17 protein-coding genes, 1 tRNA gene and 1 riboswitch are annotated in these 14,271 nt (G+C 68.0%); of the genes, 9 read left to right on the top strand and 9 right to left on the bottom strand.

Going from position 1 to position 14,271, the window contains the following annotated elements; genetic code table 11:
- Nucleotides 1-19 precede the first annotated feature (19 nt).
- Nucleotides 20-436: a DUF2809 domain-containing protein gene (locus ASE34_RS15550; protein ID WP_056279932.1), complete on the top strand. Its 417-nt coding sequence runs from the start codon at nt 20-22 to the stop codon at nt 434-436.
- Between the two features lie 46 nt (nt 437-482).
- Here ASE34_RS15550 and ASE34_RS15545 read toward each other — a convergent pair.
- The 4 genes from ASE34_RS15545 to galU form a co-directional block, all read right to left on the bottom strand.
- A tRNA-Ala gene (locus ASE34_RS15545) sits at nt 483-555 on the bottom strand.
- A 49-nt stretch (nt 556-604) separates the two neighbouring features.
- Nucleotides 605-1,462 carry a hypothetical protein gene (locus tag ASE34_RS15540; protein WP_053097199.1) on the bottom strand — a complete coding sequence of 286 codons (858 nt, stop codon included), beginning with the start codon at nt 1,460-1,462 and terminating at the stop codon, nt 605-607.
- A gap of 82 nt (nt 1,463-1,544) precedes the next feature.
- A complete protein-coding gene (locus ASE34_RS15535; protein ID WP_053099195.1) occupies nt 1,545-2,156 on the bottom strand; it encodes a GNAT family N-acetyltransferase in 612 nt (203 codons plus the stop codon).
- Between the two features lie 46 nt (nt 2,157-2,202).
- A complete protein-coding gene (gene galU / locus ASE34_RS15530; RefSeq protein ID WP_053097201.1) occupies nt 2,203-3,090 on the bottom strand; it encodes a UTP--glucose-1-phosphate uridylyltransferase GalU in 888 nt (295 codons plus the stop codon).
- Between the two features lie 40 nt (nt 3,091-3,130).
- Between galU and ASE34_RS15525 the strand changes: the two genes are divergently transcribed.
- The 3 genes from ASE34_RS15525 to mscL are packed head-to-tail and all read left to right on the top strand — an operon-like array spanning nt 3,131 to nt 4,469.
- Nucleotides 3,131-3,727 carry a 5-formyltetrahydrofolate cyclo-ligase gene (locus ASE34_RS15525; RefSeq protein ID WP_053097203.1) on the top strand — a complete coding sequence of 199 codons (597 nt, stop codon included), beginning with the start codon at nt 3,131-3,133 and terminating at the stop codon, nt 3,725-3,727.
- Nucleotides 3,728-3,742: 15 nt separating this feature from the next.
- A complete protein-coding gene (locus tag ASE34_RS15520; RefSeq protein WP_053097205.1) occupies nt 3,743-4,018 on the top strand; it encodes an FmdB family zinc ribbon protein in 276 nt (91 codons plus the stop codon).
- Between the two features lie 25 nt (nt 4,019-4,043).
- Nucleotides 4,044-4,469 carry a large conductance mechanosensitive channel protein MscL gene (gene mscL / locus ASE34_RS15515; RefSeq protein ID WP_053097207.1) on the top strand — a complete coding sequence of 142 codons (426 nt, stop codon included), beginning with the start codon at nt 4,044-4,046 and terminating at the stop codon, nt 4,467-4,469.
- Between the two features lie 83 nt (nt 4,470-4,552).
- Here the strand turns inward: mscL and ASE34_RS15510 are convergent, their stop codons facing one another.
- Together ASE34_RS15510 and ASE34_RS15505 are read right to left on the bottom strand one after the other, a co-directional pair.
- Nucleotides 4,553-4,747, bottom strand: a complete 195-nt coding sequence (locus ASE34_RS15510) for a hypothetical protein (RefSeq protein WP_053097209.1) — start codon at nt 4,745-4,747, stop codon at nt 4,553-4,555.
- Nucleotides 4,740-8,459: an ATP-binding protein gene (locus ASE34_RS15505; RefSeq protein WP_056279930.1), complete on the bottom strand. Its 3,720-nt coding sequence runs from the start codon at nt 8,457-8,459 to the stop codon at nt 4,740-4,742. The genes ASE34_RS15510 and ASE34_RS15505 overlap by 8 nt, the downstream gene beginning before the upstream one ends.
- Before the next feature lie 190 nt (nt 8,460-8,649).
- Here ASE34_RS15505 and ASE34_RS15500 point away from each other — a divergent pair, with 190 nt between their 5' ends.
- Nucleotides 8,650-9,165, top strand: coding sequence for a methylated-DNA--[protein]-cysteine S-methyltransferase (locus tag ASE34_RS15500; protein ID WP_056279929.1), 516 nt, complete (start codon nt 8,650-8,652; stop codon nt 9,163-9,165).
- A 59-nt stretch (nt 9,166-9,224) separates the two neighbouring features.
- On the opposite strand, the gene ASE34_RS15495 is transcribed toward ASE34_RS15500, so the two are convergent.
- Both ASE34_RS15495 and ASE34_RS15490 read right to left on the bottom strand, forming a co-directional pair.
- A complete protein-coding gene (locus ASE34_RS15495; protein WP_056279927.1) occupies nt 9,225-10,862 on the bottom strand; it encodes a cation acetate symporter in 1,638 nt (545 codons plus the stop codon).
- A complete protein-coding gene (locus tag ASE34_RS15490) occupies nt 10,859-11,206 on the bottom strand; it encodes a DUF485 domain-containing protein (protein WP_053097216.1) in 348 nt (115 codons plus the stop codon). The genes ASE34_RS15495 and ASE34_RS15490 overlap by 4 nt, the downstream gene beginning before the upstream one ends.
- 110 nt (nt 11,207-11,316) lie before the next feature.
- On the opposite strand from ASE34_RS15490, the gene ASE34_RS15485 reads away from it, so the two are divergent.
- The 3 genes from ASE34_RS15485 (at nt 11,317) to ASE34_RS15475 (ending at nt 13,027) form a co-directional block, all read left to right on the top strand.
- Nucleotides 11,317-12,174, top strand: a complete 858-nt coding sequence (locus ASE34_RS15485; protein ID WP_056279925.1) for a LuxR C-terminal-related transcriptional regulator — start codon at nt 11,317-11,319, stop codon at nt 12,172-12,174.
- A gap of 66 nt (nt 12,175-12,240) precedes the next feature.
- Nucleotides 12,241-12,308, top strand: a riboswitch (guanidine-III (ykkC-III) riboswitch).
- Between the two features lie 10 nt (nt 12,309-12,318).
- Nucleotides 12,319-12,645 carry a DMT family transporter gene (locus ASE34_RS15480; protein WP_053097219.1) on the top strand — a complete coding sequence of 109 codons (327 nt, stop codon included), beginning with the start codon at nt 12,319-12,321 and terminating at the stop codon, nt 12,643-12,645.
- Nucleotides 12,646-12,682: 37 nt separating this feature from the next.
- Nucleotides 12,683-13,027, top strand: a complete 345-nt coding sequence (locus ASE34_RS15475; RefSeq protein ID WP_053097221.1) for a histone-like nucleoid-structuring protein Lsr2 — start codon at nt 12,683-12,685, stop codon at nt 13,025-13,027.
- 1 nt (nt 13,028) lies between these two features.
- Here ASE34_RS15475 and ASE34_RS15470 read toward each other — a convergent pair whose 3' ends face one another.
- Nucleotides 13,029-13,673 (bottom strand): MarR family winged helix-turn-helix transcriptional regulator, encoded by a 645-nt coding sequence (locus ASE34_RS15470; protein WP_082297860.1) that lies wholly within the window; start codon nt 13,671-13,673, stop codon nt 13,029-13,031.
- A gap of 76 nt (nt 13,674-13,749) precedes the next feature.
- On the opposite strand from ASE34_RS15470, the gene idi reads away from it, so the two are divergent.
- Nucleotides 13,750-14,271 (top strand): isopentenyl-diphosphate Delta-isomerase, encoded by a 522-nt coding sequence (gene idi / locus ASE34_RS15465; RefSeq protein ID WP_056279923.1) that lies wholly within the window; start codon nt 13,750-13,752, stop codon nt 14,269-14,271.

Below are 14,271 nucleotides of genomic sequence, written 5' to 3'. Positions count from 1 at the left end.
GAGACAGCGGGAGCGGCGGATGCAGTCGGTCACACGCGGCGACGCGCACGTCAGTGCGCGTCGCCGGGCACTGGTCGTCGTCGCCGTCCTGGTCGTCGCGGCCGGTCTCGTCACACACGTCGCCGGTCGGGGTCCGATCGCGGACGCACTCGGCGACGCCCTCTATGCGGTGATGATCTACGTCGTCATCGCGATCGTGCTCCCACGAGCCCCGGCCTGGATCGTGGGTGCGAGCGCCGCGGCGCTGTGCATGCTGATCGAGTGCTTCCAGCTCACCGGTCTGCCGGCGATCTGGTCCGAGGCCTTCTGGCCGGTGCGACTCGTCCTGGGCGTCGGATTCGATGCGCGCGACCTCGTCGCCTACGCGGTGGGCGCGGGTGCCGCCGCCCTCTGCGACCACGCGATCGGTCGCCGTCTCTGCGCACGCGCACAGTAGACAGAAGAAAGACCCCCGAGCGATGCTCGGGGGTCTTTCTCGTCGGTGGACCTAAGGGGATTCGAACCCCTGACCTCCTCGATGCGAACGAGGCGCGCTACCAACTGCGCCATAGGCCCTGACGTCTTCTACGCTATCACGCTCGAAGACCCTCTCGTGCCGCGAGGATCAGCCCGCTGCACGCTTCGCGAGGAGGTCGCGCACATGCGCCTCGATCTCCGCGTCGTCGACGTATCCCATCTTCGCGAACGGAGACGCAGCGGCCTGCGCGGCCGCCGGAATCTGCACGGGTGCGGCGGGCGCCATGCGCTCCGCTCGCTCACGAAGCTCGGCGAGACGAGCCGCAGCGCGGCGCTTCTCCTGCGCATCCAGCTCCGCTCTCGCCACCTGCGCGCGCGAGCCTGCGACCGACACCAGCGGCTCGGGCAGCGGACGCGGGGTCCATGTCGCCGGGCCCTGATCGTGCAGTTCGGGCTCTGCCCTCTGCACGGGCTGCTCGACGACGCGCACCGAACGCCGGGCGGCGCGGGCGGCGACAGCCGACATGCGCTGCAGGGCGAAGCCGGCGACGACGATGATCGACCCGCCGACCCAGAGCAGCAGCTGCGCCTGAAGCGCGATCAGCTGCCACACGCCGAGCCCGGTGACGACGAGACCGAGAAGCAGGGTCGAGGTGGCGACGATGCGCACACGGCGACGCGCGCGGGCCTGTCGCATGACGGGATCAGCCCTCGTGGCAGCCAGCTCTTCGCGGAGCTTCATGAGCTCCGCGGCTTCCTTCTCGGACTGCAGGCGCTTCGCGAGCTTCTGCTGCGCGAGGGCGGTCCGCGCGTTGAGTTCGAGGCGGACCTCGCCGGGGGTCTCGCTGGTCTCGGCCAGCACCCGCAGGGCCTGGTTCAGTCTGACGGCGTTGCGCTCCGCGGCGTCGTACTGGAAGCGCCCACGCCAGGAGGGCAGCAGGTAGAGCATCCACAGGAGCACAGCGACGAGGACTATCACTCCCCCGCTCAGCACCGGCCCGTCCATGTCGACAACGGTACGGGAACATCGCTGGTCACGACGCTCAGTCGGAGCGTGTGTCGCGAGGAGTTCTGAAGTCAGCGGCGTGTCAGAGCGCGAAACGGTCCGACGGCGGGATCGTCGCGGCGTCCGGAGGCACCTCGCCGTTCAGCCACCGGGCCAGCACGCCCTGCGGCACATCCTCGCGAGTGAGGGCGAACGCGTAGTGATCCCGCCAGTCGCCGTCGATGTGGATGTAACGGCGACGCAGCCCTTCGTAGCGGAAGCCGAGCTTCTGCACGACCCTCAGGCTCGCGACGTTCTCGGGCCGGATGCAGATCTCCATGCGGTGCAGCGCATACTCCGTGAAGCAGGCATCGGTCGCGAGCGCGACGGCTGTGGGCGTGATGCCCTTGCCTGCGAAGCGCTCGCTCACCCAGTACCCGATGGTCGCCGAGCACAACGACCCCCTGGCGACTCCCCACACGTTGAGCTGCCCGGCGATCTCACCCTCGTACTCCATGACGAACGGATAGCCCGCGCCGTCGCGGTACTGCTGCAGCAGACGGCGGATGCTGAGTCGCATGTCGAACGAGACCGATCCGTACGGGACGGTGGCCTCCCACGGCTGCAGCCAGGAGCGATTGCTCAACAGCTCGTGCTGAAGAGCCCTCGCATCCCGAGAGCGCACGAGGCGCAACTCGATGGGACCATGCCGCATCCCCGTCGCCTGATCCATCCGCGCGCTCCCGACGCCGCGTCGACGCCTAGAGGCGTTCCGCGAACTCCTTGAGCCACGGCCGCAGCTCGGGGCCGAGGTCGTCGCGGTCGGAGGCGAGCTGGACGATCGCCTTGATGTAGTCGACGCGGTCGCCGGTGTCGTACCGGCGACCACGGAAGATGACGCCCACCACACCGGGGCCGTCGGCACTGGTGGCCAGCTCCTGCAGCGCGTCGGTCAGCTGGATCTCGCCGCCCTTGCCGGGTTCGGTGCGCTCGAGCACCTCGAAGATCGAGGCGGGCAGGACGTAACGGCCGATGATCGCCAGGTTCGACGGCGCGTCCTCGGGTGCGGGCTTCTCGACGAGGTCGGTGACGCGCACGGCATCCGATCCCTCGATGTCCTCGACGGCGGCGGCGCCGTACATGTGGATGCTCGCGGGGTCGACCTCCATGAGGGCGATCACCGCGGCGCCGCTGCGCTCGTGCTCGGCGATCATCTCGGTGAGCAGCTGGTCGCGCTCGTCGATGAGGTCGTCGCCGAGGAGCACGGCGAAGGAGCTGTCGCCGACGTGCGTGCGGGCACGCAGCACCGCGTGACCGAGTCCCTTGGGCTCACCCTGACGGACGAAGTGGATGTCGGCGAGGTCGCTCGAATGGATGACGCGCTCGAGACGCCCCGTGTCGCCCTTCTCCATCAGCTTGACCTCGAGCTCGGGGACCGAGTCGAAGTGGTTGGAGATCGCGTTCTTGTTGCGGCCGATGATGACGAGGATGTCATCGATCCCGGCGCTGGCGGCCTCTTCGACGACGTACTGGATCGCCGGCTTGTCGACGACCGGCAGCATCTCCTTCGGCATCGCCTTCGTCGCCGGCAGGAAACGCGTTCCCAGACCGGCAGCAGGAATGACAGCCTTCATCTTCCGTATACCCATCCACCCAGCCTAGTGGGGATGCCGCCGTAGACTCGGAGCCATGTCCCACGACGTAGAGCATGAGAAGCGCGCGCTTCGCGCCGAGCTCCGCGAACGCCGCCAGCTGCTGAGCGACTCGCAGCGGGAGGCCGCGGCATCCGCCATCACGCAGCGCCTCGACGAGCTGGTCGACGCGCTCGGCGCCCGGTCGATCTCATGCTTCCTCTCGACCACGACCGAGCCGGGCACCCGGGAGTTCGTCACCGGCGCGGTGCGCCGCGGCATCCGGGTCCTGCTTCCTGTGACACGGGCCGACGGCCTTCTCGACTGGGCCGTGGCGACCGATGACGACGACGTCGCGGAAGGCCTCTTCGGGCTTCCCGAGCCGACCGGCGAGGTGCTCGGTCCGATCGCCGTCAACGATGTCGACCTGATGGTGATCCCCGCCGCGGCCGTCGACCGCACCGGGATGCGCATGGGCTGGGGGCGCGGGTACTTCGACAAGACCATCGGTTCGATGGAGAAGTGCCCTCCAGTCTACGCAGTCATCTATGATTCCGAGGTACTCGACTTCCTGCCGAGGGAGGTTCACGACCAGCCGGTCACCGGCGTCGTGACTCCCACGCAGACCCTCCACCTGTCGCCCACGCGACGCTGACCCGCGAGGATCGCAATGCCCACCTATGCCTATGCCTGCCGTTCGTGCGGTCACGCCTTCGACGCCGTGCAGAGCTTCTCCGACGACGCCCTCACCGTCTGCCCCGAATGCGGCGGCGAGCTGCGCAAGCAGTACGGATCCATCGGCGTGACGTTCAACGGATCCGGCTTCTATCGCACCGACTCGCGAGCGGGCTCCGGCTCTTCCGCATCCGCCCCGGCATCATCGAAGGCAGAGCCGGCCAAGACCACGACCCCGGCCCCCGCGTCGACCAGCACATCTTCTTCCTGACCCCATCAACTCCCCGGAGGCATCCATGCTCAAAGGTTTCAAGGACTTCATCCTCCGCGGCAACGTGATCGACCTCGCGGTCGCGGTCGTCATCGGCACCGCGTTCACGGCGATCGTCACCGCCGTGGTGAACAGCATCATCACCCCGCTCGTCTCGCTGTTCTTCAAGGCGGATGCGACGGGCAACTTCGGACCGCAGGTGCAGAGCATCTACGGAGATACCGTCACGTTCCCCATCGGCGATCTCATCTCGGCGATCATCAGCTTCCTCTCGGTCGCTCTGGTGGTGTACTTCGTCTTCGTGCTGCCGATGAACACGTTCAAGGCCCACGTCGAGGCTCGCAAGGGCACCGCGGCCGAGCAGCCGGAGGAAGAGCCGGCGGCCGCCACCGAGGCCGAGCTGCTCGTCGAGATCCGCGACCTGCTCGCCGGGAACAAGCCGCGCAGCTGACTCGCAGTCCGCACCGCGAAGCGCACGGTCCGATTCGGCCCGTGCGCTTCGTCGTCTCCCGAACACGCCTGAGCCGCCGGTGCTCAGTAGTGCGGGGGCACGTCCTGCATCAGACGGTCGTCGTTGGGCCCCTTCGGGCCCGTCGTCCGCTGAGGTTCCCGGACGACCCGATCCGGGTCCGTGTCGGTGCCCGGCACGGGAGTCAGCCGGGCACGCCGCGATCCGGCGACCCGCACGACCTTCTGCCGCGGGGCACCGGAGTCCGGCTGATCAGTCATTCTGCGGATCGGTGAGATCGATCGGCTGCGTGTCGTTGTCGGCTCGAGCCGCGGATGCCGAGATTCCCAAGACTCCCGCGATGCGCGTGGCCGCCGTGACGGGGTCGCTGTAGAGGTCGAAGGCGTGCACGCGCACGTAATGCCACCCGAGGCGGCGAAGCACGTTCGGGCGCAGCCGCAGGGCCTCGCGCAGTGACTCGCCCCGAGACTCCGGGTCGGACTCGATGACGACGGCCTTGCCGTTGTGCTGTGCGACGAGCGGCAGCAGACCGCGGTAGTCGACGTCGACCGCTGCGCCGAGACGGCGAAGCTCTCGTGCGAGGGCGAGCGTCAGCGGGTCGGCGAGATCCTCCAGGCGTGCGTCGCGTCCTCGGGTGGCGAGGCCGCCGAGAATCGACATCAGGGTGGCGGCGCCGAACTCGAGGCGGCCGTCGTCGAACGACGAGGGGCGGATCGACGAGACGATCACCATGGACCGGCGGGCGCGGGTCATCCCGACCGTCAGCAGCCGCTCGCCATCCGGCGTGGACAGGTCGCCGAAGTCGCTGAGCACTCGGCCGTGCTTGGTCAGGCCGTAGCCGAGTGAGAAGATCACCCGGTCGCGGCTCTCAGCCACGGACTCCTCGAGGGTGAGCACCGCGAAGGGCTCGGCCGTGTCGCGACCGACGAAGTCGGCGACGTCGGAGCGCCCGGCGAATGCCGAGGTGACGGCGGCCCTCACGCGCTCGGCGTGACGCCTGCTCGCGGTGACCACCATGAGCGACTCGTCCGGGCGATGCACGGCGTGCTCCACGACCAGCGTGACGACGCGTGCGACCTCTGCCTCGGGGCTCTCCACCGCACCCGACACGGGGTCGGGCGCCCCGGTGCCGCCTTCGACGTAGTCGACGGTGAGGCTGCCGCGACCCAGGTACGAGCCCGCCCAGGGCAGAGAGACGATCTCGCCGCCGTAGAACGCGTCGTTGATGAGTTCCGCGAGGTCCTCGCCGCCCGCGCGGTAGCTGCGCGTGAGGGTCATCACGGGAAGCAGTTCGGACAGGCGCTCGAACACCGACACGGAGTCGAAGGGCACCTCGTGCTCCCATTCGGGGCCGGGGTCCACGGCGACGTGGAACGCTGTCGGAAGCTGAGTGACCGGATCGCCGAAAGCGACGACCTGACGGGCACGGCGGATCGCCGGGGCCGCTTCGGCGAGGTTGATCGCGGCCGCATCGACGAGGAGCACCGTGTCGAACTCGACGGAGTCGGGGATCTGCGGCACGAGGTAGGGAGACGAGATCCATACCGGCGCGAGCACGCCGACGAGGGTGGGCGCGGAGCTCACGATCTCGGCTGTCGTCGTCGCCGGCTGCTTCAGTGCGCGCCTGAGGTTCTGCGACTCCTGCGGTTCATCGACGATGGCGATCTTCCACTGGTTCGCGAGCTGCCAGGCGAGCAACGGACCGGCCATCGCGGCGTGCGCCTCGTCGACGAGACGGAAGTCCCGCTCGAGCCGGTCGACCACCGCCGTGTTCGCACCGAGCAGCGCTCGATCCTCCTGCAGAGCCCGTTCCAGCAGTGTCTGCCACCAGGCGAACTCCAGCTCGTCACCCACACGCGACTCGGCGACGTGGCGAACGGACAGCTCCGCGAGCAGCGGCTCGAGACCGAGGTCGGCCAGCCGATCGCGCAGCTGCGCGCGCTCCACGAGGTTGTCGAAGACGTCGGACTTCGCCGCGAGACCGGCGAGAGTGCGCACGAGGCGGGCGACGGGGAGCGTCGACAGCGGTTCCCTGCGGCCGAGCGCGACATCGAGCTCGGCGAGCTCAGCCGTGACGCGCTGCCACGAGGAGTGGACGTCGGCGAGCCCGAGTGGAACCTCGGGCGCCACTCCGGCTTCCACGAACCGCTGCCACTGGGTGCGCTGCGCCTGGATGCGCAGCAGCGACTCGTGCATCTCGGTGACATGGACGCCCGGGCGCACGTACTCCTTGGCGAGACGACGCAGCCGACGCCGGTTCGCCCCGGACATCGCGGGCGCGTCGCGGCGCGATCCGTGAGCCTGGATGAGCTCGCCCAGCGGACGCTCGAAGACGGTGGGGCTGAACCGATCGAGAGAGTCGCGGATGCCCTGCAGCAGCCGCAGGTACTCACCGAGCTCGTCGATCGTCGAGAACGGGCGCATATGCGTCTGGGCGATGAGGGCGTACCCGCGCTCGAGGAGTGCCGGCACGCTGTCGGAGTGCAGACGCGCTGCCAACTGGTGCGCCGACTTCGCCGCCTCGGTGCTCGAGAACGTGACTCCGTACCAGGGCGAGTCGTCGGGTCCGAAGCGGAACTCGCCGAGGCGCGCGGCCTGCGCGAGCGCCGCTGCCGCCGACGAGCGATCGTCAGCGAGACGGCGGAGGGTCTCGGCGCTGAGTCGCGCCGTGGTCGACGGCGGGGTGGGCAGGGAGGCGAGCCTCGTGAGATGCCTGGTGGCGTCGAGCACCGACGAGTTCGTCCCCGCGACCGGAGCGGTGAGAGCGCTGCGGTAGTCCCTGAGCACCGTGCGGAGACGCACGAGAGCGTCATCGACGTCGCTGACCTTCGGAGCCGTCGCCTTCTCGTTCCGGCCGATCGCGCGGACGAGGTCCCGACGCACGTTCGCGGGCGATACCGCCAGGCTGTCGAGGCCGATGCCCGCAAGACGGTGCCGCACGCCGTCGAGGGTCGACCGTCGCGCCGAGACGACGAGCACCCTCTTGCCGGCCCGCACGAGTTCGCCGAGCGCGTTGATCACGGTCTGTGTGCCGCCTGTGCCGGGGAGCGTCGCGACGGTCAGCGAATGTCCGGCCGCGATCCGGGCGAGGAGCGCCTCCTGCTCGGCATCCGCATCGAGCAGCAGATTGTCGGATGCCGGCGCCCGGTCGTCCGGTCCGGTGTGGTGCGGCGCGGGTCGGCGGGCCGAGACCTGCTCGCGGTCACCGACGTGACCGGCCAGAGCGTTGAGCACGACGTGGTCCAGACTCCCGCCGTCGCGGGACATGGCACCGCCGACATCGGCGAAGGTCGAGACCACGAGCCGCGGCAGCACCGTGAAGGTGTCGATCGACCGCGTCGTGGCCCGAAGGCTGTCGATCACGGGCTGCGGCTTGAAGATCCCGCCGTCGTAGGCGAGGGAGGCGAGAGCCGCGGCGTCGATCGTGATGCCGAAGTGCTCACGCGCGATGCGCACGAGCTCGGGGTTCACCTCGAACGCGCCCTGCAGCTTGAGTTCGAAGTCGGAGTGGTGCCGACGGATGGCGAGGGGGCGAAGCAGCACGGGCGCCGAGAAATCCGCCCCGCCGATGCGCCAGCCGGCGACGCCGACTGCGAGGTGCACCGCCTCGATGCCGCGAACGGTGCGCAGCTCGGTGTTCTTCGCCGTGATCCGCTCGGCGGCGAGCCTCGCAGTGCGCAGACCGACCTCGTCGCGATAGAGATTCGACAGCAGGGTCGATTTGCCGGTGATGAACTGGGGAAGACTGCCGGGGTGGGCCTTCGAGATGTCGATGCTGGATTCGACCGTGTCGCGGAAGTTCACGAGCGGCGATGAACCGCCGAGGTCAGCAGCTTCCGCACGCAGCCGAGTGCGCTCGGCCTCTGCCGCATGCGCGATGCCGATACCGGAGACCGGCTCGTGCGATTCGCCGAGGGTCACTGCGGCATCGGTCGCTGCGTCATCCGCAGCCTTGCCTTCACGTCGCCACACACCTCACACACTAAGCGCGCCTCGCCCCGCAGGCGGTATCCCGGGCGGGTTTCACCGTATTTCCGCCCGCTCGAGGGCGGAGCGACGACCCTGCGGACTGCTTCTGCACCCGAGCGACGAGTCGGTGCGGTCTCCCCCGGTCGCGCTCGTGGGGACGCCCCCGTACCCCCGCTCCGGTCAGTATGGAGGCATGACCTTCCGCTATGACTTCGCACCGACTCCGTTCGGCGACGCCCTCGCGGTGTTCTCCGACGAGGGGCTCGTCCGATTCGACCTCTCGGAGTCGAATGATCCATCGGTTCCCTGGCTCCTCGAGAACGTCGCGAGCCAGCTCCGGGCCGTCCCGGAACCCGACCCCGGTGCGGCAGACGAGGTCACCGAACTCCTCGACGCGTACTTCGGTGGATCGCCGGTGCTATTCCACGATCACCTGGCGCTCGACTGGCGCCTCATCGACGGGTTCGCGCGCACGGCGCTGCAGACCATCACCACCATCGAATGGGGAGAGACGATCAGCTACGGGGAGGTCGCGGTGCTGGCCGGGCGCCCCGGTGCCGCGCGGGCCGTCGGCACCGCCTGCCGTCTCAGTCCCTTCTCCATCGTCGTCCCCGTCCACCGCGTGGTGCGGTCGGATGGCACGACGGGTCAGTACGGCGCGCATCCCGAGCGCAAGAGGTTCCTTCTCGACCTCGAGTCGCACGGCTGACCGCACACGGGGACCCCGACGAGTAGGCCGTCGGGGTCCCCGTTCGCGTCATCGGCCGCTCAGTGGTCGACGGCCTTCTCGGCCCCGAAACCGGTGAGCGAGCGCACTTCCATCTCGGCCGCCAGGAGCGGCGACTCCTTGGTCCGGCTCGTGACCGTCCCGAGCCAGCCGAGGAAGAAGCCGAGCGGGATCGACACGATTCCCGGATTGTTCATCGGCCACAGCACGATGTCGATCCCGGGGATCATCGAGGTCGGCGACCCGGAGAACACCGGCGACAGGATGATCAGGATGATCGCCGCGGCGAGGCCGCCGTACATGCTCCAGACTGCACCGCGGGTGTTGAACCGTCGCCAGAACAGCGAGTAGAGGATCGTCGGCAGATTCGCCGAGGCGGCGACCGCGAACGCGAGCGCCACCAGGAAGGCGATGTTCTGCCCCTGCGCACCGATGCCACCGACGATCGCGAGGATGCCGATCACGACCACCGTTCGGCGTGCGACGCGCACCTCGCCGTTGGGATCCGGCTCGACGGGGTTTCCGGCCGAGTCCTTCTTCCCCTTCTGGATCACGTTCGCATAGATGTCGTGCGCGAACGAGGCTGCTGCCGTGATCGTGAGTCCGGCCACCACCGCGAGGATGGTCGCGAAGGCGACGGCCGAGATGAACCCGAGGAGGACCGGCCCGCCGAGATACAGGGCGAGCAGCGGCGCCGCCGAGTTCGGCCCGCCGGGTGCCGCCGCGATCACGTCCGCGCCGACGAGCGCGCCTGCTCCGTAGCCGAGCACCAGTGTCAGCAGGTAGAAGCCGCCGATCAGCCAGATCGCCCACACCACCGAACGACGAGCCTCCTTGGCGGTGGGGACCGTGTAGAAGCGCATCAGCACGTGCGGGAGCCCCGCCGTTCCGAGCACGAGAGCCATGCCGAGAGAGACGAAGTCCCAGGGGTTCGCTCCGTACTGCAGTCCCGGCGCGAGGATCGCGTCGCCCTTGTCGGAATTCGCCACAGCCGCCTCGAGCAGCGTGTTGAGGCTGAATCCGTTGATCGCCAGCACCCAGATCGTCATCGCGATCGCACCGCCGATGAGCAGGAACGCCTTGACGATCTGCACCCAGGTCGTGCCCTTCATGCCGCCGATGAGGACGTAGACGATCATCAGCACGCCGACGACGGCGATCACGATCGACTGACCGAGTCGGCCGTCGATTCCGAGCAGCAGGGAGACCAGCCCGCCGGCTCCCGCCATCTGGGCGAGCAGGTAGAAGAAGCACACTGCGAGCGTGGTGATCGCTGCCGCCATGCGCACTGGCCGCTGCTTCAGTCGGAACGACAGGACGTCGGCCATCGTGAACTTGCCGGTGTTGCGCATCAGCTCGGCGACGAGAAGCAGTGCGACGAGCCAGGCGACGAGGAATCCGATCGAATACAGGAAGCCGTCGTAGCCGTTGATCGCGATCGCACCGCAGATTCCGAGGAAGGATGCCGCAGACAGATAGTCGCCGGCGATCGCGAAACCGTTCTGCGGCCCCGTGAACGAGCGGCCCGCGGCGTAGTAGTCCGCCGCCGTCTTGTTGTTCCGGCTCGCACGGATGACGATGAACAGTGTCACCGCCACGAAGGCGACGAAGATCGAGATGTTGAGAACAGGATTGCTCTCCACCGCGATCTCCCCCGCGGCGGCGTGAATGCGGTTCATGCGTCAGCCTGCGCCTTCTCGAGCTCTTCGCGGATCTCGGTCGCTATCGGATCGAGTCTCCGGTTCGCGAATGCGACGTACCCCATCGTGATCGCGAAGGTGGTGACGAATTGTCCCAACCCCATGAGCAGCCCGACGGTGATATCTCCCCACACTCTCTGCGACATGAATTCGGTCGCGAAGGCAGCGAGCAGGACGTAGACGAAATACCAGATGAGGAAGAATGCCGCGAGCGGGAAGATGAATGAGCGCTGCGTCTTCTTCAGTTCGCGGAATCGTGGTGATTCCTCGACAGCGATGTAGTCGATCGCTCCCGGCGAATCTGCCGTCGGATGGTCGGTCATGGGGCCTCCTTGCCTCATGTTCTGCGGCTCGCCCCGCATTGCCAGGCGAATGATAGGGTCGACGCTACGAAACGGGGACACAGCGCCGTCACCCCCGAAAGTAGGTAGTCGTGAGCACATCGACCGAGATGGAATCAGAGACCGAGCTCGTCGCCAGAGCAGTGCGCGAGCTCGCGCAGCGCACCCGGTTCCCGGTCGCCTTCGGCGGCCTGATCGACGAGGGCGTGGTCAGCGTCACCAGCATCGTCGGAAACCGCACGCACAGCCTCGACGGGTTGCGCGTCAGACCCGAACGCGGTCTCGGCGGACGGGCGATGATGGAGCTGCGCCCTCGCATGACGAGCGACTACGGGTCATCGCAGCAGATCACGCACGACTACGACGTGTTCGTGCTCGGCGAGGGCCTCAGGACTCTGCTGGCCCTGCCGATCGTCGTGAGCGGCCGTCCCCGAGGAATCCTGTACGCGGGGGCCTGGGACCGGACACCCGTCGGCGGCGTGACCACGGCGCCGGCGATGCAGGTCGCACAGTCCGTCGCAGAGGAGCTCCGAGTTCGCGACGAGGTGGAACGTCGCCTTCGCTCGGTCACGCCGTCGTCCGCATCCGTCCCCCCGCGCCATCGCGAAGAGCTGCGGGAGAGCTTCGCCGAGCTTCGCAGCATCGCGGCATCCGTCGATGATGCGGATCTTCGGGCGCGCATCGCACAGGTGGAGCAGCGCCTCGTGATGCTCGCGGACGACGCGGTCTCCACCGGCACCGGGCCGATCCCGACGGTTCATCTCTCCCGCCGCGAGACCGATGTGCTCGCCTGCGCCGCCCTCGGCGCGACGAATGCGGAGATCGGCGGGCAGCTCGGCCTTCGCGAGGGCACCGTCAAGGCGTATCTCGGCACGGCGATGTCCAAGCTCGACGCCTCGACCCGCCATGCCGCCGTGGCCAAGGCGCGGCGGGCCGGACTGCTCCCCTGAGTCACGCGCGGCGCTCCGCGGCACAGCGCTGCACAGGCCCTGCCCAGCGCTCAGGGCTATCGTAGATACTGGTCGGTGAACCCCGGCCCCGGACGAGGCAGACCAGTACCCGGTGAGCGAAAAGACTGGTCCGAAAGGACCGTCATGTCGTGGATCGTGCTTATCGTCTCCGGAGTCCTCGAAGCTGTATGGGCGACTGCGCTCGGCAAATCCGAGGGATTCACCAAGCTGTGGCCGAGCATCATATTCGCGGGCGGTCTGATCCTCTCGATGCTCGGGCTCGCATTCGCCATGCGTGATATCGCCACCGGCACCGCCTATGCGGTGTGGGTCGGCATCGGCGCGACTCTGACAGTGGTGTGGGCGATGATCACCGGCGACAGCGACATCTCCTGGCCGCGGATTCTGCTGCTCCTCGGCCTCGTCGGCTGCATCGTCGGCCTGAAATTGATCGACCCTGGTCACGAATAGCACTGCGGGCTCGGATATTCGGCAGTACTGTATTCCCATGGCAAGAAGAATTGTGCACCAGCTGGTTGACGACATCGACGGAAGCATCCTGGAAGTGGGCGAAGGCGAAACGGTCCATTTCTCGCTGAATGGCACTTCTTACGAGATCGATCTGAATTCCGCGCACGCAGAAGAACTGCGCGCGGCATTGGAACCGTATATCTCGGCTGGACGACGGGCCGGCTCGGCGGCCTCGTCGCGGTCAGCAGCACCGCGGAAGCGCGCGGGTCGCAATCCCGAGGTCGCGGCGATCCGCGCCTGGGCGAACGACAACGGCTACACGCTCTCAGAGCGGGGCCGCATTCCCGCCCCGGTCGTCGAGGCGTACAACGCCGCGCACTGACTCAGTCTGAGGTCGCGACTCCGGGTTGAGCCCACGGCTCATCCCGGAGCGTGATCTCCTGGGCCATGTCGGACAGGAACCGGATGACGACGTCACGCTCGTCCGGAGTGAGTCGCGCCGCCGAGTAGAAGCGCTTGGCCTGCTGACGACCCACCGTCTCCATGGCCGCCTGCCGCGTCTCCGGCGTGATGGTGATCGCGAGAGCGCGCCGGTCCGTCGGATGCGGCGCCCGCCGGATATGTCCGCCCTTCTCGAGGCGGTCGAGCAGCTTCGTCGTCGACGCGGTCGATATGCCGAGGTGTGTCGCGATCCCCCCGGGAGTGGCCGTGGCCCCGCGGTTCGCGCACACGATCAGGTAATGCAGTGCGCGCATGTCCGTGTCGTTCAGGCGCATGTAGCGCCGTGAGGCGAGTGACAGCTTCTGCTCCGCGTCGCGGAGCTCACCGAGGGCGCCCATGACGAGCGCGATCTGGCGCAGGTCCTCGGGGTCGACACCTGATCGATCGATCAGCGTGCTCCGCGGATCCGCCGACTCGACGTCGTAGATCGCCGCGTGCGCGAGGCCATCCGGAGAGATCGGGTCCTTGCGAGACAGCACATCGGACGCACCGCTTCCGCGGGGGGTGGCGTCCGGTCCGTCGTGCATGCCATCATGCTACACACGATTGTTTCGTGTTATGTTGATTATTAGCTAAGCTAGCGAAAATCGAGGAGGTTCCCCGTTGGATGAGGTCACCCTCCTCTCTGCAGACGGAGTCGCGATAGGCGTGTTCGCGAAAGACGCGGTACACACCACCGATACTCCTCTTCACCTCGCCTTCTCCTGCCATGTCTTCGACCGGCAGGGGCGTCTTCTCGTCACGCGGCGAGCGCTGACGAAGCGCACCTGGCCCGGCGTCTGGACCAACAGCTTCTGCGGTCACCCCCGCCCGGGCGAGGACATGACACAGGCAGTGCATCGACGCGCGCAGGACGAGCTCGGACTCCGTCTCACCGACATCTCCCTGGTGCTGCCTGACTACCGCTATCGCGCGGTCGACGCGAGCGGGATCGTCGAGAACGAGATCTGCCCCGTGCACGTCGCCATCGCAGACGGCCCCCTCTCCCCCGATCCCGACGAGGTCGCCGAGTGGGCCTGGGTCGATCCGGCCGAGTTCGCCGACGCCGTCATCGGCGCCCCCTTCGCGTACAGTCCCTGGCTCGTGGAGCAGCTGCCCCGGCTGCGCGACCTCGGGGTGGTGTGA

This window comes from Microbacterium sp. Root280D1 (assembly GCF_001428975.1).
In the GTDB taxonomy this organism is placed as follows: Bacteria; Actinomycetota; Actinomycetes; order Actinomycetales; family Microbacteriaceae; genus Microbacterium.
Note: the sequence above shows the minus strand (reverse complement) of the source record. Positions and strands in the feature narration are given on the sequence as shown.